Source organism: Thalassospira profundimaris, assembly GCF_003326795.1.
Classification (GTDB): domain Bacteria; phylum Pseudomonadota; class Alphaproteobacteria; order Rhodospirillales; family Thalassospiraceae; genus Thalassospira; species Thalassospira profundimaris_C.
Genome location: NZ_JPWI01000001.1, coordinates 67,600 through 87,304, shown reverse-complemented (window position 1 = coordinate 87,304; position 19,705 = coordinate 67,600). Strand labels below are relative to the sequence as shown.

Sequence of the window (19,705 nt, the reverse complement as noted above, 5' to 3'; positions counted from 1 at the left end):
CGGTTTCGATCCTACATCAAAAGCGCTTCGTGGATCGGATGGTCAGGACCATAGCGATCATTAAGCAGTTTGATCAGCTCGCGCGAGAAGTCCTTGCCGGCGTCAAGAAGCGACCGCAATTGCACATTATTGCGATCATGCGGTCCGACCCCGTCAAGACGGGCGCGCACATCGGGATCGGATAGTTCGCGCAGGAAGCGGTCATAAAGATCAAGTGCAGGCAGGCTTTTCTCGCCAAACACGGTTTGCAGTCGAGTGATTGGTGGGAGCTGTAAAAGTTCCGACAGTTTTTCGCGTTTCCCCGCATAATCACGTCCTGCTGTTTCCGCAGCCGCAATAATACCGCCAAAATAAAGCATCTTTCGGGAAAATACGAGTTTGAGGCGGCGGGGTGCCCATGCCTTGCTGGCGTCGCCTTCGCGGGTCTTGATTTCGAAATCTACGCTGATGGTCCGGTAGTAGCGGATCACATCATTGACCAGAAAGCGGGCGATTGAGTCCCGCGTGACCGATGTGGTGACGTAGTTGGCAATCAGATCGTCAAAGAATTTGCGTTTGCCTGCCTCGTTATAAAGCCATTCACATTCGAGCAGGAACAAAAGCCGCCTTGTGGTGATCGAGTTGGTATCACCATCCAGACCGATGCGATTTACGAGTTCCTCGGCCGTGACATAGGATGAAAACGGGCCGTTTACCGCCGGTTTCTTGGTGACCATCTTGCCAAGGATGTCGGCAACTTCCTGATGCGGGGCCTGATCACGTTCGGCTTCGCGGCCGATGATAAAGTAATCAAGATCTGACTGGTCGGATGCCTCGTGGCGCCCATAAGATCCTGTTACGACAACGCAAAATGTATCGCCCTGCAGGCGTGTTGCCAATGCAGCACGCATTTCCGCCAGACGCCGGGCGGAATAGTCCTGATTGGTTGCGATGGTTGCGGGTAACAAGATCGGGACAGCCTCTTGGTGCGACTCGTTGATTACCAACTATCTGCCTAAAGGTTAAAGATTAATACCGCGTTTATCTGATATGGGGTTTGCCAGATTAAGATTGCGAAGGTGATTGACGGTTTGTCCGCAAAAACCATAGTTAACCGGCGATCTCCGACGACGGAGGATACGCGTCCCACACCTGTCGCCCCACATCTGTTGCGAAAGAACGCCCCTTCATGAATATCACTGATCTGCCCTTTGGCACGACCGACTGGTCTTCTATCGAGCCGACCGAACATCGCGGTGAAACCGGCATGGCGACATGGCGAACACAGCAATTTGGCCCGATCCGGGTCCGCATGGTGCAATATTCAGCAGGCTATCTGGCCGATCACTGGTGTTCGAAGGGGCATATTCTGCTGTGTCTGGAAGGCGAACTTGCGACCGAGCTTGAAGATGGCCGGACCTTTGTTCTGAAACCGGGGATGAGCTATCAGGTGGCCGATAACGCAGAGGCACATCGTTCTTCAACCGAGACAGGCGCGACCCTTTTTGTGGTCGATTGATATTGTGTCAGTTCGTGCGGCCTGGTGTTGGGGGCATCAGGAGCCCCCAACGTAACAGAGCCGGACTGCTTTTCCGCGTCGTCGTATTTGACGGATCGGTAAAGCAGTCCGGGTTTCCGACATTCTTGATGATGTAATGTCGTGCGGGCTGAATGTCTGGGACCTGTGATACCTACATCACAGCCCCGATTTGCCAGGGGACAAACTCGGCGCTGCCAAAACCAAGGGCCTCGCTTTTGCTTTTGGTGCCCGATGCAATTTCAAGGAACAGGTCGAATATTTCGCGGCCTTTATCCTCAATTGTGATTGCACCATCGACAATTGTTCCGCAATTGACGTCCATATCTTCGGACATGTTTTCATACATCGTGCTGTTTGTGGCGAGCTTGATGCAGGGGCTTGGCAAATAGCCCGAAACCGATCCGCGACCTGTGGTAAAGGCAATCAGGGTTGCCCCGCTTGCGATTTGACCGGTGACAGAGCATGGGTCGTAGCCGGGGCTGTCCATGAAGACAAAGCCCTTGTTGGTGATGATCTGACCAAATTCATAGACATCGGTCAGGGGGGCTGTGCCGCCCTTGGCGACAGCACCAAGGGACTTTTCCAAAATGGTGGTCAAGCCGCCCCGTTTGTTGCCCGGCGACGGATTGTTGTTCATTTCGCCGCCGCGCACCGATGTGTAGTTTTCCCACCATAAAATCCGGTCGACCAGTTTCTGGCCGATTTCATCATTGATGGCGCGCCGGGTCAGGAGATGTTCTGCACCATAGATTTCAGGCGTCTCCGAGAGAATTGTGGTGCCGCCGTGACGAACCAGCAAATCGGATGCATATCCCAAGGCCGGATTGGCGGTAATTCCGGAATATCCGTCTGATCCGCCACATTGCAGCCCAACAACCAGTTCGGATGCCGGGACACGCACCCGCTTTGCCTGATTGGCCCGCAATGCAAGATCACGCACAATATCAACGCCGCGTTCAACGGTTTGACGTGTTCCACCGCTATTCTGGATGGTCATATAGTGGAAGTTGCCGTCATGACGCAATTTTTCCTCCCCTACGAGATCTTCGACCTGCATGGCTTCACATCCCAGACCGACAAGCAGGATTCCACCAAAATTCGGGTGTTTGGCATAACCTGCGAGAGTCCTGAACAGGGTGTCATATCCCTCGTCGTGTCGGCCCATGCCACATCCACTTCCGTGAACAATCGGCACGATGCCATCGACATTTTCAAGATCGGCAAACCAGCCGGTTTTTTCCGCCTGTTCGGCAATGAAGCGGGCGACACTGCCCGAGCAATTTACCGATGTCAGAACACCGATATAGTTGCGCGTACCGAACCGCCCGTCACTGCGTGGATAGCCCATAAAGAACCGGGCGTCCGAAATGGGCGGCAAAGGTTTGGCATCTTTGCTGAAATCATAGTTCTGGCGATGGTCGCTCATACCCAGATTGTGGGTGTGAACGTGATCGCCAGGTGCGATGTCTGCAGTGGCGACACCTATGATCTGGCCGTAGCGCAGAACAGGTTCACCGGCGGCAATCGAACGTATCGCGATTTTATGGCCACGTGCGACCGGTGCATTCAGGGTGACAGGGCTTTGTGAAAGTTCCGTCCCTGTTTTCAGGTCAGCCAGCGCAATTTCAACATTGTCGCCGGGATGCAACAGGATGCTGATGGGAGAAGATTGGGTCATTTGCATTTATCTTCGTGCTTTATTGCCGATAGAGAAGTTCGGGCAAGAACAGGGTGATCGAAGGCACATAGGTCAACAGTAGCAGCACAGCGATCAGTGGAACGAGGAACGGCATGGTGGCCTTGGCACAGCGTTCAAATGGAATTGCCGACACCTTAGAGAGCACATAAAGCACCATCCCGATGGGGGGCGTTAAAAGACCGATCATCAGATTGAGGATGACGATGATGCCCAGATGGATCGGATCAATACCAAGCTGCAATGAAACGGGCAGCAAGACAGGGACCAGAATGGAAATTGCCGCGATGGTTTCCATGAACAGACCAATCACAAGCACGATCAGGGTAATGATCAGAAGGATCAGGGCCTTGTTCTGTGTCAGGCCAAGCAGTGTTTCAGAGAACACAACAGCTGCCTGATTGGCGGCAAGGATCCAGGCAAAGACGCTTGCGGTTCCAACAATCAGCAAAATCGATGCGGTGGTTTCGATGGTTTCAATCGAGACCCGGATCAGCTTTTTCCAGCTTAGGGTTCGATAAATCACCATGCCAAGAAGGATGGCATAGCTTGCCGCGCAAACGGCGGCTTCGGTCGGGGTGAACATGCCCGATGCGATGCCGCCAACAATTATGACCGGGGTCAGAAGCGGCAGAAACGCGGTTTTGAACGTTGATCCGACAAGCTTCGGGCTAAAAGCGACATCACGCGGATAGTTGCGTTTGCGTGCCATCCACCAGACCATCACCATCAGGGACGCGGCCATAAGAAGACCCGGGATGATGCCCGCAACAAACAGTTCCCCGATTGAGACCGAGGCCATGACGCCAAAAATAACAAGCGGCAGCGAAGGCGGAATGATCGGGCCGATGGTCGAAGATGCGGCCGTGATGCCGACCGAAAAATCATCATCATATCCCGCATCACGCATCGCCTTGATTTCAATAGATCCAAGGCCACCGGCATCGGCGACGGCGGCACCCGACATACCGGCGAAAACGATGCTGGCGCCGATATTCACATGCCCCAGACCCCCGTGGGCCCAGCCGACAAGTGCCCGCGCAAAGGCAAAAATCCGGCTGGTGATCCCGGCCGAATTCATCAATCCACCGGCAAGAATGAAAAACGGGATGGCCAGAAGTGGAAAACTGTTCATGCCATTGATCATATTGTGCAGCAGAACGACAGGCGGCATGCCTTCGAGCAGGATATAAAGCAGCGAGGAAAGGCCCAGCGCAACTGCAATCGGTAAGCGCAGGGCGATCAGGACGACCAGCGATACCAGAAGAAGAATGAAACTCATCAGCGCGTTCTCCGCAGCAATAGATAAATCTGGTAAAGATGGACCGCCAAAAGGATGCCAAGAGCAATCAGGACCAATCCATAGAAGTAGTATTTGGGAAGCGGCAGAGAGACCATCTTCTGGTACGAGGTCTTCGTCATGAGTTCATTGAGGGAATAGATGGCAAAGCCGAAGAAGCCCGATGACAGTACCAGCGCGACGAGTTTGAGCTTGGTCAGTCCCCGCCCGGCAAGTTTGTCGATAAATTCAAGGCGGATATGACTATCGACAAGCTGGCATTTTATCGCACCGACAAAGGCCAGAAGAATAAGCAGGTAACGCGCGACTTCCTCGGTCCAGGCCAGCGAGTCATTCAGGACGTAGCGGGTGAAGAATTGCAGGAACACCGTAACGAACAAGGCACAGAAAACCAGCAAAGCCGGAAAGTCGGCCCAGGTGATGTTCAGTCGGAAGTTCGTTTCGGCTTCTTGTCGTTCCTGTTCCTTGAAAAGATCCCCGTTGATGTCAGACATTTTGTCTCTTCCTTGGGCACGGAACATGACGTAACCGGGGGAAATGGCTTCCCCCGGCCGGATTTGGGATGGAAAGGTTAGACGGGATTAACCCTTGATCGCCTGCAGGCGTTCATAAATTTCCGGATCCCAAGGCATGTCGTCGCTTTTCAGGCGCGGGGCAATGACATCAATGAACGGACCACGATCAACCTTGTTGACCGTAACGCCCTGTGTGGTGAACCATTCAGACAGCTCATTTTCACTTTTCACGATTTCATCGGATGCATGAATGCCGGCTTCCTGAAGGGTGTCGAGCAGCAATTTCCCGTCTTCTTCACCCAGTTTCGACATGGTCGATGGCGACACCAGCATGATCAGGGAGTTGATGATATGGCCCGTCAGATTGATGTTTGACTGTACTTCATAGAACTTCTTGAATTTGATGGTCGGAAGCGGGTTTTCCTGTGCATCAACCACACCTTGTTGCAAGGCCAGATACACTTCTGAGAAAGCCATTGGTGTCGGATTGGCCCCTGTTTCCTTGGGGAACATCTGATAGGCAGGGGCATTGGGCGTGCGAATTTTCAAGCCCTTCATATCCGCCGGTGTCAGGATCGGTTTGTTGGACGTTACATGGCGTGCGCCATAGTAAACGAGACCGGCGATCTGGTTACCGGTGACATCTGTATATTCCTTGGATAATTCGGCAAACAAATCCGATTTGACGTAGTTTGACCAATGATCATAGCCGCGAAGGGCAAAGGGATAGTCCGAGATTGAGATCGGCGGATAAGTCTGCCCAAGGTAGGCGACGCCGGTATAGATGATATCAATCGAACCGAGGGTCAGGGCTTCGTTGATGGCGGCTTCCTTGCCAAGCTGGGATGCCGGATAGACCTTGATTTCATAACGCCCGTTTGTGCGTTCAGAGAACAGCGAAGCGGCTTCAAGGGCAGCGCGGTGATACGGGGTGTCTACTTCGTAGACATGGCCGAATTTCAAAACTTCTTGCGCATTGGAAGCCTGTGAGATTCCAGCAAGGGTTGCAAAGGCCGTCAATCCCATCAGAAGCGTACGGGACAATTTCCGAGTGAACATTATTTCCTCCGTGATTGTGCATTATTTTAGTTTTTGTTTTTCTCTGTGATCTTAGGGAAGAGTTGCTATTCACCTCAACTGTCTTTAATGCTTAAAAAACATCCAAAAAGACAGGAGCTTTGGTGGCTCGTTCGGATCAGAAATTCAAGACCAGCTTCAATACCTGGCTTGATAGTGTTGCAGTTGGAAATTGCCCGGAAACCATTTCGGGACTGGCAAGGTTGCTGGGAGTTAGCAGGACGCTGGCGCGCAGCATCCTGCAACGTGCGCGCGAAATCGGTCTGATTTCAGAAGACAGTTTTCCGATCACGTTTTTGCGCAGCACCAGAAAATCCGACTATTTTCCAAACTCGGACATCAGAAGTCTTGAAGAACAGCTTGAAACTGATTTCATGATGTGGCTGAGAACGATGCAACCCCCACCGGGTAGTCGTCTTCGTGAAGCGGTTCTGGCCCGCCAGTTCGGGGTTTCAAACACAACTGTTCGAGAATTTCTGATCGGGCTAAGCCGGTTTGGATTCATCCGCAAAGAACCACAGCGAAGCTGGATTCTGGAAGGCTTTACCGAGAAATATGCCCTTGAACTTCATGAAGTGCGCCAGATGTTTGAAACGCGCGCAATCAGGGCAGTTTTCACGATTCCCAAGGAAGACCCGTTCTGGGGGAAAATGCTGCGTATTCGTCAAGAGCATATTCAGCTGCGCAGGGAAATCGAAACACGATTTATCGAGTTCTCTGAACTTGATAGTCGCTTTCACAGAATGCTGAATGCGGCCACCGGGAACCGGTTCATGGATGGCTTTCAGGATTCAATATCGTTGATCTTCCATTTTCATTATCGCTGGTCCAACAAGAATCAGGTCGAACGCATCGTGCTTGCCATACAAGAACATCTTGAAATTATTGATGCGATTCTTGAACGGGATCAGGACGCGGCCGTGAAAGCCCTTGAGCGCCATCTTGCAACCGCGAACCAGACGTTCCTTGCCTCGATTAACCGTGACTAGGATGTCCCTGGCCTCAAGTCACCATCACAAGCTACCGGCAAGAACCGTCAAGTTCCCTAATCAAACAGGCTTGCGGCGGCGGCCTGTTGGGCCGGGTCGGTCAGGCTGCCGACGCGCCGCAGGAACGAGTTCTTTTCCTCGTAATAGCGTTTTGACAGATCGGCAAAGCATCTGACTTCGACATCCTTGTTGATGTGAAATTCACGACGCGGCACCTTGGCCTCATTCAGGTCAAGGGTGCTGGCTGATGCGCTGATCTGATGATCAACCACATCGGCAACGCCATCAAGCTCGATCCGGTTTTTCAGGCTGTGCAGGAACTTCTTGAAGGCCGGGTGGCTGTTTAAAAACGCCTTTTCAGTCAAAAGGAAATCATCGGCGGCAAAGTCGGGTGCGTTTTTGACAACAAATTCACGGCACAGATGGTCTGTGGCAAAGCACATCGGACCAAAGATGAAGTTGCGATAGATGTCTTCCTTCAGCTGCCAGAACTTGTCCAGACGCTTGAGCGAGTCCGCATCAAGTTTGACGGCGGCCTCAAGCAGCAGGCGCGGATGGCAATGCACATGGTTGGGATGCACATAGGTCTTCGTACGGCTGATACCTTCGAGTGTGTCGATATTGACCGGGCCGGAAAACAGGCTGGCATGGGGGTGATCCGATTTCTTTGACAGAAGTGCGATGACTTCGTTCGGATCAACATTGTGTTTGACCAGCAGATGATTGACCGACAGATCAAGCTGCACTTCGCCGGTGATGATCTGATTGGTCAGTTGATGATGGTTGCGGTTAAACCGCCGGGCAAATTCCGGTTCCAGCGTATGGGAAAACGGCCCATGCCCGATATCGTGCAAAAGGGCCGCAGCACCAAGCAAATCACAATCTGCATCCGAAAGACCCATCAGGCGGCAATAACGCTGTGACAGCAGGGCAACGCCGATGGTGTGGTCATAGCGCGAATGACGGATATTTGCCGGTTTGCCATTGGGATGGAACAGATAGTCGATGGCACCCAGAAACGAAATTTCACGCAACCGTTCAAAGGCATGTGATGCGATCAGCTTTTTATGAAGCGGACGGTCAAAGGCCGATGCGATCTGGGCACGCTTGAAATGGTAGTTATATTGCGGAACATCCCGAAACAGCAGTTCCCATTCGGCAATGTCGGCAGCATTGAAATTGGTATCAAACAGATCACCGATTTCCGGTCCCGGATCCTTGGTCACCTTGAGCGCGGCAGATTCCTTTTGGGACGCGGCCGGTTTGGCCGCCGCGCGCGGTGCAAAAAGATCTAGCTGCGGTTTGGGGCTCATCTTTGGAATGACGGGTACGTTGTGTCTGTTGTTAAAGCCAATACCGCAGACATAAACGGATTCATTGCCCATGTCATCGCGGTTTTTCCACAGGCGAACCCCGTGAAACACGGCCTCAGACAAGGCTGTTGCCGAGATGATGCGAAACGGTGGTAAAAGCACACCGTTTTCACCATAATAATAGCTCATAAACACAAACGGTTAACAACACGTGACACGGAACGCATCCGAGCAAGCTTCCAAACGGATTGGGGGAACGAATAAGCCAAGGGCATTTTTGCGCAAATTGCCCAAATGTCGGCTTTCTGCCCTTGTTGGCGGCAGTGTGTCGGCATTCACCACGCTTATTCTTGGCGCCGGTCTGCATGCCCAGGAGAAGTTTCGACTTAATCAGGTCTCGGAAACACCGGCACCCGAGGGAATCGGGGCGACGATTTTTGGCAACCTTGCGGGGCTCAGTGATCGTGACTGGCTGGTGGTCGGGCTGGCAGCTGTAGGCGGAGCGGCGATTGCCGGCTGGATCGGGTGGCGGATGTCGCTTCGGATGCGCCGTCATATTGAAGAAGTCGAAGATCACGAACATGAGCTTGCCGGTGAGAGCGAGCTTTTCACCCATCTTCTGTTTGCCGGTCCGGACCCGGTCTATTACTGGAGCCAGCAGGGCTTTGCCGAAGGGGCAAGCCCGTCTTTGCGGCGGGCCTTTCAGTTGGGCAATGATGGCCGGTTTCCCGATTTGCTCGAACTTTTGCGCGATGAGGATGCCAAGGCACTTAAGGAACGCGTGCGAAGCCTTAAATCCGGACATGACCGGTTCGAGCTTTGGATTACCACCCTTGATGAACGCAAATTCCACGTCACCGGCATGGCGGCGCGCAAGGACCGGTCGGCAACGGTTCTGGCCCACGGATTATGGTTCCGCGATGAAACCCGTCATACCCGCGAACGCGAAAACCAGTTCGGTGATTTTCAGGCCCTGAAACATGAAGTATCGGGGCTTCGGGCGTTGCTTGACAGCCTGCCCTTCCCGGTGTGGCGGCGCGATAGCGAGCTGCGTCTGATTGATTGCAATGCGGCCTATGCCGATGCGGTCGAACAACCGAGCATCGAAGATGCATTGGCCAATCAGTCTGAAATCGGCGCGGGGATCATTCCCGATCATGGTCGGTCGCTTGCGGCATCGGTGCAGCGCAATGGCGAAAGCCTGACGCGCGATTATCATGTGGTCATTCGCGGCGACCGCAAATTGCTGCGCATTACCGAATCCCCGTCACAGGATACCAGCGAATCAGACGGGCTGGTCGGGTTTGCGATTGATTGCACCCCGGTCGAGGAATTGCAGTCCGATCTGTCGCGCCATATTCGCGCCCATGCCGAGGTGCTTGAAAATCTTGGTACGGCGATTGCGGTTTATGGCGGAGACAAGGGGCTTATTTTCTTTAATACCGCCTTTACCAAGCTTTGGGACCTTGATGACGAATGGCTGTGGTCGGAACCAACACATGATGATGTTCTCAGACGGTTGCGCGATGAACGCAAACTGCCCGAAGTTACCGACTTTACCCAGTTCCGCAACACCGAGAATCAGCGTTTCACCGATCTTCTCAAACCCGAAGAAGATCTGATGCATCTGCCCAATGGCATGACGCTGAGGCGGTTTATCTCGCCCCATCCGTTTGGCGGGCTGATGTTTGTCTATGAGGATGTCACTGACAAGCTGGTGCTTGAAAGTTCCTATAACACCCTGATTGCGGTTCAGCGCGAGACGCTTGAAAGCCTGCATGAAGCGGTCGGGGTGATCAGTGGTGACGGGCGCTTGCGGCTTTATAACCATGGTTTTGCCGATGTCTGGGGTCTTGATCCGGCCTTCCTTGATGCTGCCCCGCATCTGGCCGAGGTTGTGGAAAAGTCCAAGGATTTCTGGCGCGAACGTGAAGACTGGGACAAGTTCAAAAGCCGGATGGTTGCGCGCATCACCAATCACGAGCCAATGAATGGCCGCCTTGAGCGGTCCGATAACACGATCATTGATTTTGCCATTGTGCCGCTGCCTGACGGGGCGGTGATGATGTCCTATATTGATGTGACCGATACCATCCGGGTTGAGCGTGCCCTTCGGGAACGCAACGAGGCTTTGCGCACCGCCGATCAGATGAAGTCGGACTTCATTTCGACAGTGTCACGCGAACTGACCAAGCCGCTTGATCATATCAATGGCGAATCTGATCGTTTGATCCCGCATCTGACCGGCAACGTTGCGCGTTCGGTCGAAACCATCCGGGCCGAAGCCCAAAGCATGCTGGCCCTTGTCGACGATATGCGCGATCTGGCGACGCTTGGTTCGGGGCAGGTCGCACTTGAACTTGATACGGTTGATCCAAGGCGATTGTTACGCTCTCTTGAGGCTCTGACACGGGCCCGTCTGGCCGAGCTTAATGTGTCGTTACGTCTTTATTGTTCGCGCAATATCGGCTGGATGGTGGCCGATGAACGGCGTTTGAAACAGGCATTGTTCATTCTGGTGACCAATGTGCTGCGCACCGCCCCCGAGGGCAGTGAGGTTTCCGTGGTCGCACGGCGTCGCGGCGAGGATATCGAAATTTCAATCTCGCTTTCGGACGAGGCACCGCAACCGATGCTGTTTGAAGGGCTGCGCGATGGTGAGTCCCCTTCGGCCCGCCGTGCCCTTGGCATGGCGATGGTGCGCGCGGTGGTCGAAATTCATGGTGGTCGGGTCAAGATCAGCCGCGATGGCCGGGAGATCGCCTGCATCCTGCCTGCAGGCGAGGAAAGCGACCTTGGCTAAGTCGGTATCGGCATCAAGTTACAGAAATGAAAAAGGCGCTGGTGACAGCGCCTTTTGTTTGTTCGGCTTCTAGCAGTCGGCGTCACACCGAATAGGGAACCTCTTTGCCAGCAATAAAGGCATCGATGTTATCAAGCGCGCGGAAGCCCATGGCGTTGCGGGTTTCAACGGTGGCTGATCCGAGATGCGGCAACAGGAATGTGTTTTTAAGATCGCGATAGGCCGGTTCGATGTTTGGTTCGCCTGCAAAAACATCAAGGCCAGCCGCCGTCAGTTTGCCCGATTTCAGGGCGGCGATCAGATCGCCGTCATTGACGACATCGCCACGCGCCGTATTCACAATGATCGCCCCATCAGGCAGCTTGGAAATGAAACCGGCATTGACCATGCCACGGGTTTCCGGGGTCGACGGGCAATGCAGCGACAGGAAATCGCAATGGGGCAAAAGGCCTTCGATGCTGTCGTGATAGGTCGCACCCATTTCCTGATCGGAGGGCAATTGGCGGCGGTTGTAGTAATGGATATCCATATCAAAACCGCGTGCACGTTTGGCAACCGCCTGACCAATACGGCCCATGCCGACAATGCCAAGACGCTTGCCGGTAACCTGGGTGCCCATCAGATGGGTCGGACGCCAGCTTGACCAGGTGGCGTTGCGAACTTCTGCCTCGCCCTCGCTCGCGCGGCGCGCCGCACCAAGGATCAGAAGCCAGGCGATATCGGCCGTCGCATCGGTCAGAACGCCCGGTGTGTTGCCGATAATAACGCCTTTTTTCCTGGCCGCCGCCAGATCGATATGGTCGGTCCCGACCGAGAAGGTCGCAACGATTTTGACGCTGTCTGGCAATTCTTCAAAGAAGGTCGCATCAATCGGATCGCCAACCGACACAAGGGCGGCATCCGCCCCATGGCACAGGGCAAGAATTTCGTTGCGTGACAGCGGATCGTCACCTTCCTGCGTGCGGATGTCATAACTTTGTGCAGCACGTTTCGCGACGGCATCTGGCAGTCGGCGGGTCACGGCAAGGACGGGTTTCATTTTGTGTTTCTCCCTGATGACGGATAATTTTTTAAAGCGTTATAAAATCAGAATAACTGCCCGACGGCCAAACGGATACCGATTGATTGAATGATGATCGATAACAGGAAATCGGCAATGACAATGGCGCTTGCCGTCAGCACCGGGATGGCAAGGGTCAGGTGCGTGATATAGATGCTGTATACCAGTGTCGCGACAATCGCGATCATCACAAAGCCGCCCACACCGAACATCGGGAACAGTGCGGCCAGGGCAAGGGCAACCAGATAAACACCCATCTGAATGACACAGGCCCAGTTATAGACGGTGATAAATCCGATATAGCGTTCTGCCCGGTCCAGCATCGGGGCAATGTGAAACATCACCAGCGGAAAGGCGACCCAGCGGATGACAAATGAAATCACCTCGGTCGTCATATAGCGCATCACCGGGAAATCGTCGGGTGCTGCCATAAGGTCATGGCCGCGCAACAGCACAAATGCCGGGAAAATGATCACAGCGGCAAGGAAGGATCGCCAGAATCCCTGAAGCGAATAATTGAAAAACGCCAGTCCACCCGCATCGCCGCGGGCGATCCGCCAGGTGCCATACAAGGCGCGCAGGGTTTCAGTTTGTAAGCTCATTTGGGGCTGAATTCCAGGCAGTGGGGCAAGCAAAAGCACAAACACTTTATCCGACCCTAGCAGGCTGCCCAAGACAGTGAAACAGCTTATCGCGGATTTGGGACCCGCCCCTGACATCTTTCACAAGATACCGGTCATGAACGTCTTTTGCCGGGGGCGATCACATCGAACGCACCCTGTATGGATAACGAGGTGGCGGGATCAGGATGGCGGACAAATCGGACGAATATGCGTTGCGTTTGTCCTATCTTGAACAGGCAGATGCCAATTCACTGGCTGTTGCGCGCCTTTATCTCGAAATGGCAAGTGGCGAGCATTACAGCAACCGGGATTACGCACTAAGCCTGTTTGACAAGGCCGATGCGATTTTTGCCCTGCATCTTCCCACGTCACGTGATGCGGCGATTGCCGGTCTTGCGCTTAGTCTTAATAACCGTGCCGCCCTTGAGCTTGAGGCAGAAGAATGGGACTGGGCGGTGGATGCTGCCAGTCAGGCCGTATCGCTCAGGCGGGACCGGTTGCGCAATTGCATCGGGCGCAAGGATGATACCGAACGGCTTGATCTTGGCTATTCACTCGCCGCCTTGGTTCTTGCCCTCCGCGGGGCCGGGCGCAATGACCTTGCATGTGATGCCGCGCGTGATGCGATCCGGGTTCTGGGCAAGTTTGCCGGGCTTGATAATCAGGAAGCCTTTGTGCTGTTGACCAAGCTGATCTGCATTTACGCCGATCTGTGCAGAATGACCGATCAGCTACCCGATGCGGGTCTGTTGATGCCGCTGGCAAAATCATTCTACACGACGCGAAAGGGCCGCGTGAAATAGATCGGGCATATAAAAACTGCTGCAAAACACCCTGTCTTGCAGCAGCTCAATGTCGGGTCGGATTTGGTTCCTAGCGGCTGCTTTCAACCGACCAGCTCAGCTTGATATCCGAGTTGGCGGGAACCTTTATCTCCCACGTGATCAGGCCCGGTTCCGGGCGGTCATGTTTGTGGCTTTCAGACGTGACTTTCCAGTCAGACGGGACATTTTCGCGGATGGTGATGACTTCATCACGTGTGCTGGTATTGCGAACGGTCCAGTTCAGATCGGCATGGACCTCGTCGGGCAGGTTCGGGCGTGCCTTGCGTGAAAATGACGTGACTTCGCGGGTGCCGGACAGTTCGCTGGCCTGACCAACCGGAATGATGGCATCGCGCCCGACCGGGGTCAGGGAAACATAGTTTTCACCAAGGAAGCCGGTATCACCGGACGGGGTTTTGGCGAAAATACGCATGATGCCAGCTGGCCATGGGCTTTTTTCATCAGCCCCGCCGTCATTGGTGATCTTGAGTTCAAGCTCCGGACGGATGAAATCGGTCTGGCTGCTTTGTCCCATGCCATAGGGATTGCTCGATGACTGGAAAATCGAACGGCGTTCGACCGGCAGAACCTGAGCATCGATCAAGGGCAGGATGACAGTGTCGCCGTCTTTCATCGAAAGATCGTTGAACGGGCCATAGACATGCAGATTTTCAAAAGTCTCGCGATCCGGTGCACTGGCGGCAGGTGCACTATCGGCCATGGCAGACATCATCATTTCGGTACGCGCACCCTTGGCCATCGGGGCTGAGCCGACCTGATTAAGGTCGCCCGCCACCAGACGAAGCTGCGCGTCCTTGATGCCGGTGCCGGAATTGTTGGTCACACGGGCAATCGCCGAGAGTTTGAGCTGATTGGTCTGGCTGTCATAGGCCGCGATATAGGATGTGTTCCAGCCAATCCCACCCAGCAGATAGGCCATCGACACATGATCAAGCGGGGCGGTGGTTGCGATATCGGCCTCAATCGCCGGGTCAAGCGTAAAGCCTTCTGGCAGGTCGGATAGGATGATCTGATCAACCGGGACTTGCTCGATCCCGGCATCGGTCTGCACCAGTGCAAGATGGGTCAGCGCGACAAGCTTGCCCTCGATCAGGTCATCGTCGCCACGGCGGATGGTAACCGTCTTGCCGATATGATCGCGAAGCAGGCTGTCAAAGGCGTTATAGCCGTTGCCGCGATTGCGCAGGGACGTCCAGACAAGATCACTGTCCTTGGCTGTCCCCAGCAGGAAGGAATCATCAATCAATGTTGATGGCAGGCCGCTGATATGCAGGCTGCTTTGGCCTTCGGGGATGGCGGCCTTGCGTTGTTCTGCCACCAGCGACAGGTTGCCCGGATAAACGGTCAGCTGCAATTTGGTGCGGGCATCGGTCGAAAGCGGGATCGCCGGTCCAAGATTGTCGCGTTCCTCGACCGTGTCTTGCGCTTTGGCCGCTTCGAGGTCCTGTCCGAAAAATACCGCTGTGCCCAGCATCGCCGCCAATGCAAAACGGTTACGCAATGTTCCTGCCATTTCCGGTCCCTTGATTGATTTTAAATGAGTTAGCGATGCTACCATTGCGTGAAAAGATGGCAGGATCAAGGAAAGTCCGGGACAATTTCGGGTGTTTTATCCCGTGGCGGATTTCACCCCGACAGGCATGAATTCGCACATAAAAGAAACCGGACAAGACGGCGGATGCGTCTTGCCCGGCATGAAACAGATCGGCGTTTGGCCCGTGGCCCGAAAACGTCAATTCAGAACATGATGGAATGAATAGCCACCGGCTTCGGGCAGGTGATGCTGATAGGCTGCCTGACGTGAGGTATCGATAATGATCGGTGCACGCAGATTAAGTGACATGACGACGTCACTGTCTTCTGGCTTGTGCAGGGTCACGATCAAAAGAACCGCACCGTCATTTTTCTTGATGCCATGAATGTTGAAGGCCTGTTCAAGATGTTCGGGACGGATCGTGCCGCTTTCAAGATTGTAAGGTGCAACGATAAAGGCCAGTTCCGGTTCGGTCAGGCATTGCATCAGGATAAAGGGTGTTGCGCCATCGCCCGGGAAGCTTGCCAGTGCAAACACGTTATGGTCGGGAAAACCTTTGAGACCGGCCGGGAAATAGATCGCCTTGTCCCAGGCAAATTCGCGTTCCCCAAACAGGGTTGTCAGCTTTACGGCGGTCGGAACTGTATCCGTAGCCGGTGTGTTCGCGTCAGACGTCGTTACCATCGCTTCCTCCTGCGGGGATCATATGTCCTGTTGGGCGATCTTTATGCAAAGCACTTTGGGCGCGGATGCCCGTATTTCAAGGGGTTGGCAGACAAGTCACGGTTTTACGATCAGCTTTGGTCTGACGGACGGTACAGAACGGCGACCGGCTCGCTAAGACCTTTGACGTGAATGCTATCCATCTGGCTATATTGCGCCATAAGTACCGGCGCGCAAACAGGAATTTCCTGATGCAGCTTTTGGGCGAAGTCGATGCTGATCACCATATCGCTGCCAAGCTCGCGGGTTGCCTGTTCAAGGCGGGCGGCAAGGTTGACGCTGGCACCAATAACGGCCGGTGTCATGGCTTCACGTTGTCCGATATCGCCGACAACAGCCGCGCCGAAATTAAGTCCGACCCCGATTTTAAGGGGCGCGTCCCCATCGGCGGGATCGCGGGCCTGCCATTCGGCGACCTGACTGAGGATGGCCTGGGCGGCACAAAGCGCGTTGGCCGCCGGATGCTCAAGATTGTCAAAGGCGGCGAAACTCGCCATTACCGCATCGCCGATATATTTTTCGACAATCCCGCCATAGGCTCCGATCTGGCTGGTGGTGATCTGGTGGAACTGGTTTAGGAACCGCATGACTTCCTGCGGGTCACGTTTTTCGGCAAACCGTGAAAAGCCCATAATGTCGGCAAACAGAATGACGCATTCGCGGCGTTCGCCAACCCGGACAGGTTCATCACGATCTGCAAGCTGGTCGGCAAGGGCCGTGGGGAAATAGCGCGCGAGATTGCCATGCGCCCGTTCGGCTGCGGCAAACTGGTTGATCAGAACCCGCAATCGCGAAACCATCACCGCACAGGCCAGTGTGAAGACAATGACGATAATCACCTGTTCGGCCAGTGACGAGATATCGACAAATTCCGGCAGGTTATAGGTATCAATCAGTTCCTGCTGGGTCGGGTTCCATTCATCGCCGAAATGCTGGGACACAATGACGCCCGGTCGTGTTGCCAGCCACCATATCGCTCCACACCAGGATATAAACAGCCAGAAGCCGAACCACAGGATCAGACGCGGCGAGAATGTCATGATGACCAGCGCCATCATGATCATCGAAAAGACGACGCCACGATCACGGACAATGAACCCGTATAACCAGGCCGGATGATCAATCAGGGGATTGAGCGGGTCGGGAACGATTGAGACATAAACGATCAGAACGGCATCAACGACCGCGAGCAGATAGATCATCCAGTATGTTTTGCCACCGCGAAAGGCAACAAACAGCTGGATCAGAACGCCGGGGATGAACCAGCCCAGAACTTCAAGCAGGGTATAAAGTTTGCCGGTTGGCGAATCCGGTTTGCTAAACAGCAACAGGATGAAGGCCAGCATGCAGATGCGCAGAAACGCAACAAGGATCAGTCCGCGCTTTTCCTCGCGTGCGACAAGGCGGTCAAATAATGAATCCGAGGGTTCAGTTTTTGATGGCATCAGCAAGAAGTTGTTTAAGACCGTCGCTGTCCTTGATGATCAGGCGACCATCGCGCCGGGTAATCATCCCCTGCTTTTCGAGTTCGCGCAGCTTCTTGTTCACGGCTTCACGGGTCACGCCAAGCATCAGACCAAGTTCCTGCTGAGACAGGGGAAGTGCGATACGAATGCCTTCGGGGTCCGGGCCGCCATGACGTTCGGCAAGCCACAGAATGCGTTTGATCAGGCGTGCGGTAAGATCAAGGAAATTGGCATCTTCAAGAAGATCGCTGACCCAGCGCAACCGACGGCACAGAAGAGCCGTGATGTGACGGCGCAGCGGGGCTTCGCGGTCAAAGATTTCAAAGAAGTCATCACGTGAGATGAACAGGGTCCGGGTCGGGCCGACGGCACGCGCACTCGCCGTGCGGGGTTCACCATCAAGCAGGGCGATTTCGCCGAATACGGCGCCGGGTGCCAACACGTTCAGAACGATTTCCTTGCCGGTTTCCGAGACCGAGGAAATACGAACCTTACCGGCCTCGACGGCATAAAGACCATCGGCAGGCGAGCCTTTTTCAAACAGCAGCTGACCATCTTCGAACCGGCGGACGGTCGCCTGGCTGGAGAGTTGTTCAAGCAGTTCGGGATCAAGATCCTCGAACAAAAAGCTTCCCGCCAGAATACGCGAAGCGATCTTTGCAAGCTGCGGTGATGTTGGGCCGTTGACACTGTTCACGGGATTCACTTTGGAAATAGCGTTACTTCAAGGGGCGAATCGTCAAATTTCTCAGCCAAAGTAGCACAAATAACCGGATTTGCAGCAAGCTGTTTTCGAATCCGCCATTGTTGGCCTCAAAGGCAAATGATCCTTTATGAAACAGCAAGATGCAGTGTTAAGCCAGCCTGGAAGGGCTTGGCGATTTTGTTCTGAGGGCCAATGTGGAGGCAAGCGACACTGGTGGAGACACTTTTGTCTGGTCCCGGGAAAATGGCTTGATGTGACAGTCAGAAGCCGGAAAGGCAGGGAAACAGCCGATTTTTTAAAAATATAGAATGTTTGACAAAATCTCCTATATTTTTTAAATTATCCTAATTCCGAAACCGGACTGCGCAAGAACAAGATTGTTACAAGCAACCACAGTCTGCGGGATGTCGTTCAATAGGGAGGATGTAATGAAGATGATTTCCAAAGGTGCCCTGTTTGGTGCCGTTTCCATGGTTGCTGCGTCATTTGGCTATTCCGCGCAAGCAGCTGACGTGACCTTGAACTTTGCCCATGTTGACCCGGCAGAGTGGACCACCTCAAAAAAAGGTGCAGCATCCCAGGTCTTTAAAAATATTGTCGAAGCAGAGTCGGGTGGCCGTATTGAGGTCGCACTGTTCCCGGCCGGTGCGCTGGGTGGTGAAACCGATCTTCTGCAGAACACCCAGGACGGCACGCTTGCCATGTCGATGGTATCGGGTCCGTTCTCCAAGGTTTGCCCCGAGGCAGCCGTTCTTGATATTCCGTATGTATTCCCGAATGCAAACGTTGCCTGGAACGTTCTGGACGGCGGTTTCGGTGACGAACTTGCTGCACATTGCCTTGAAAAAACCGGTCTTCGTACCCTGGCTTATGGTGAAACCGGTTTCCGCAACTTCACCAACTCAAAGCGTACAGTTGCTGAGCCAAAAGACATGGATGGCTTGAAAATTCGCGTCATGACCGTTCCGCTGTTCGTTGAGATGGTCAAGGCTCTTGGTGGTGAACCGACCCCGATTCCCTGGCCGGAAGTTCCGACTGCACTGACAACCGGTACGGTTGATGGTCAGGAAAACCCGATCAGCGTGATCTATGCCAACAAGTTCTATGAAATGCAGAAATACCTGACGCTTGATCGTCACGTATATGGCACCGATTTCATCGTGATCAACGAAGCTGTCTATCAGGGGCTTTCCGAGGCCGATCAGGCGCTTCTGCGTCGCGCCGCCGGTGTTGCATCGAATGTTGGCCGTGCCATTCAGCAGTTCAACTCTGCCGAAGGTGTTGCGAAACTTGCCGCAGAAGGCATGGAAGTCACCACGCCGACCGCCGAGCAGCTCAAGGCGTTCCGTGATGCCGCCCAGCCGGCAGTGATCAGCTGGCTTTCGGGTCAGATCGATGCCGAGTGGATCGAAAAGCTCCAGAAAGCGGTTTCCGAAGCAGAAGCTTCCATGTAACCGGTTTTGGCAGACCGGGGGCTCCTCCTTTGCGCCTGGTCTGCCCTTTTTCCTGCCGCCGTGCCCCAGAGGCACAAGAATT

17 protein-coding genes are annotated in these 19,705 nt (G+C 54.1%); 5 read left to right on the top strand and 12 right to left on the bottom strand.

Going from position 1 to position 19,705, the window contains the following annotated elements:
• Window positions 1–11: 11 nt before the first annotated feature.
• Window positions 12–947, bottom strand: coding sequence for a DUF294 nucleotidyltransferase-like domain-containing protein (locus tag TH30_RS00430; protein ID WP_114096818.1), 936 nt, complete (start codon window positions 945–947; stop codon window positions 12–14).
• 221 nt (window positions 948–1,168) lie between these two features.
• Between TH30_RS00430 and TH30_RS00425 the strand changes: the two genes are divergently transcribed.
• A complete protein-coding gene (locus TH30_RS00425; RefSeq protein ID WP_114096142.1) occupies window positions 1,169–1,498 on the top strand; it encodes a DHCW motif cupin fold protein in 330 nt (109 codons plus the stop codon).
• A gap of 172 nt (window positions 1,499–1,670) precedes the next feature.
• On the opposite strand, the gene TH30_RS00420 is transcribed toward TH30_RS00425, so the two are convergent.
• The 4 genes from TH30_RS00420 to TH30_RS00405 form a co-directional block, all read right to left on the bottom strand.
• A complete protein-coding gene (locus TH30_RS00420) occupies window positions 1,671–3,197 on the bottom strand; it encodes a UxaA family hydrolase (RefSeq protein ID WP_114096817.1) in 1,527 nt (508 codons plus the stop codon).
• Window positions 3,198–3,216: 19 nt separating this feature from the next.
• On the bottom strand, window positions 3,217–4,497 hold the full coding sequence (locus TH30_RS00415; RefSeq protein WP_114096141.1) for a TRAP transporter large permease: 1,281 nt from the start codon (window positions 4,495–4,497) through the stop codon (window positions 3,217–3,219).
• Window positions 4,497–5,009 carry a TRAP transporter small permease gene (locus TH30_RS00410; protein ID WP_181850124.1) on the bottom strand — a complete coding sequence of 171 codons (513 nt, stop codon included), beginning with the start codon at window positions 5,007–5,009 and terminating at the stop codon, window positions 4,497–4,499. The genes TH30_RS00415 and TH30_RS00410 overlap by 1 nt, the downstream gene beginning before the upstream one ends.
• A gap of 87 nt (window positions 5,010–5,096) precedes the next feature.
• On the bottom strand, window positions 5,097–6,089 hold the full coding sequence (locus TH30_RS00405; protein WP_114096139.1) for a sialic acid TRAP transporter substrate-binding protein SiaP: 993 nt from the start codon (window positions 6,087–6,089) through the stop codon (window positions 5,097–5,099).
• Window positions 6,090–6,211: 122 nt separating this feature from the next.
• On the opposite strand from TH30_RS00405, the gene TH30_RS00400 reads away from it, so the two are divergent.
• On the top strand, window positions 6,212–7,096 hold the full coding sequence (locus TH30_RS00400; RefSeq protein ID WP_114096138.1) for a GntR family transcriptional regulator: 885 nt from the start codon (window positions 6,212–6,214) through the stop codon (window positions 7,094–7,096).
• Window positions 7,097–7,152: 56 nt separating this feature from the next.
• Here the strand turns inward: TH30_RS00400 and TH30_RS00395 are convergent, their stop codons facing one another.
• Window positions 7,153–8,598: an HD domain-containing protein gene (locus TH30_RS00395; RefSeq protein WP_258548561.1), complete on the bottom strand. Its 1,446-nt coding sequence runs from the start codon at window positions 8,596–8,598 to the stop codon at window positions 7,153–7,155.
• Window positions 8,599–8,686: 88 nt separating this feature from the next.
• Here TH30_RS00395 and TH30_RS00390 point away from each other — a divergent pair, with 88 nt between their 5' ends.
• Window positions 8,687–11,212, top strand: coding sequence for a sensor histidine kinase (locus TH30_RS00390; RefSeq protein WP_258548560.1), 2,526 nt, complete (start codon window positions 8,687–8,689; stop codon window positions 11,210–11,212).
• A gap of 82 nt (window positions 11,213–11,294) precedes the next feature.
• Here the strand turns inward: TH30_RS00390 and TH30_RS00385 are convergent, their stop codons facing one another.
• Both TH30_RS00385 and TH30_RS00380 read right to left on the bottom strand, forming a co-directional pair.
• Window positions 11,295–12,251 carry a 2-hydroxyacid dehydrogenase gene (locus TH30_RS00385; protein WP_114096137.1) on the bottom strand — a complete coding sequence of 319 codons (957 nt, stop codon included), beginning with the start codon at window positions 12,249–12,251 and terminating at the stop codon, window positions 11,295–11,297.
• Between the two features lie 47 nt (window positions 12,252–12,298).
• Window positions 12,299–12,874, bottom strand: a complete 576-nt coding sequence (locus TH30_RS00380; protein ID WP_114096136.1) for a hypothetical protein — start codon at window positions 12,872–12,874, stop codon at window positions 12,299–12,301.
• A gap of 206 nt (window positions 12,875–13,080) precedes the next feature.
• Here TH30_RS00380 and TH30_RS00375 point away from each other — a divergent pair, with 206 nt between their 5' ends.
• Window positions 13,081–13,698, top strand: a complete 618-nt coding sequence (locus TH30_RS00375) for a hypothetical protein (protein WP_114096135.1) — start codon at window positions 13,081–13,083, stop codon at window positions 13,696–13,698.
• A gap of 70 nt (window positions 13,699–13,768) precedes the next feature.
• Here the strand turns inward: TH30_RS00375 and TH30_RS00370 are convergent, their stop codons facing one another.
• The 4 genes from TH30_RS00370 to TH30_RS00355 form a co-directional block, all read right to left on the bottom strand.
• A complete protein-coding gene (locus TH30_RS00370; protein WP_114096134.1) occupies window positions 13,769–15,253 on the bottom strand; it encodes a DUF4139 domain-containing protein in 1,485 nt (494 codons plus the stop codon).
• A gap of 219 nt (window positions 15,254–15,472) precedes the next feature.
• Complete coding sequence (gene fliW, locus TH30_RS00365; RefSeq protein WP_114096133.1) at window positions 15,473–15,958, bottom strand: flagellar assembly protein FliW; 486 nt, start codon at window positions 15,956–15,958, stop codon at window positions 15,473–15,475.
• 110 nt (window positions 15,959–16,068) lie between these two features.
• Complete coding sequence (locus TH30_RS00360; protein ID WP_114096132.1) at window positions 16,069–17,442, bottom strand: adenylate/guanylate cyclase domain-containing protein; 1,374 nt, start codon at window positions 17,440–17,442, stop codon at window positions 16,069–16,071.
• Complete coding sequence (locus TH30_RS00355; RefSeq protein ID WP_114096131.1) at window positions 17,426–18,160, bottom strand: Crp/Fnr family transcriptional regulator; 735 nt, start codon at window positions 18,158–18,160, stop codon at window positions 17,426–17,428. Before TH30_RS00355 ends, TH30_RS00360 begins: the two co-directional genes overlap by 17 nt.
• A gap of 437 nt (window positions 18,161–18,597) precedes the next feature.
• On the opposite strand from TH30_RS00355, the gene TH30_RS00350 reads away from it, so the two are divergent.
• Window positions 18,598–19,623: a DctP family TRAP transporter solute-binding subunit gene (locus TH30_RS00350; protein WP_114096130.1), complete on the top strand. Its 1,026-nt coding sequence runs from the start codon at window positions 18,598–18,600 to the stop codon at window positions 19,621–19,623.
• Window positions 19,624–19,705: the final 82 nt, after the last annotated feature.

Coding starts and splice junctions, on each gene's coding strand:
- TH30_RS00425 (WP_114096142.1), top strand. CDS start 1,169: ATGAATATCACTGATCTGCCCTTTGGCACGACCGACTGGTCTTCTATC.
- TH30_RS00420 (WP_114096817.1), bottom strand. CDS start 3,197: ATGACCCAATCTTCTCCCATCAGCATCCTGTTGCATCCCGGCGACAAT.
- TH30_RS00415 (WP_114096141.1), bottom strand. CDS start 4,497: ATGAGTTTCATTCTTCTTCTGGTATCGCTGGTCGTCCTGATCGCCCTG.
- TH30_RS00410 (WP_181850124.1), bottom strand. CDS start 5,009: ATGTCTGACATCAACGGGGATCTTTTCAAGGAACAGGAACGACAAGAA.
- TH30_RS00405 (WP_114096139.1), bottom strand. CDS start 6,089: ATGTTCACTCGGAAATTGTCCCGTACGCTTCTGATGGGATTGACGGCC.
- TH30_RS00395 (WP_258548561.1), bottom strand. CDS start 8,598: ATGAGCTATTATTATGGTGAAAACGGTGTGCTTTTACCACCGTTTCGC.
- TH30_RS00385 (WP_114096137.1), bottom strand. CDS start 12,251: ATGAAACCCGTCCTTGCCGTGACCCGCCGACTGCCAGATGCCGTCGCG.
- TH30_RS00380 (WP_114096136.1), bottom strand. CDS start 12,874: ATGAGCTTACAAACTGAAACCCTGCGCGCCTTGTATGGCACCTGGCGG.
- TH30_RS00375 (WP_114096135.1), top strand. CDS start 13,081: ATGGCGGACAAATCGGACGAATATGCGTTGCGTTTGTCCTATCTTGAA.
- TH30_RS00370 (WP_114096134.1), bottom strand. CDS start 15,253: ATGGCAGGAACATTGCGTAACCGTTTTGCATTGGCGGCGATGCTGGGC.
- fliW (WP_114096133.1), bottom strand. CDS start 15,958: ATGGTAACGACGTCTGACGCGAACACACCGGCTACGGATACAGTTCCG.
- TH30_RS00360 (WP_114096132.1), bottom strand. CDS start 17,442: ATGCCATCAAAAACTGAACCCTCGGATTCATTATTTGACCGCCTTGTC.
- TH30_RS00350 (WP_114096130.1), top strand. CDS start 18,598: ATGAAGATGATTTCCAAAGGTGCCCTGTTTGGTGCCGTTTCCATGGTT.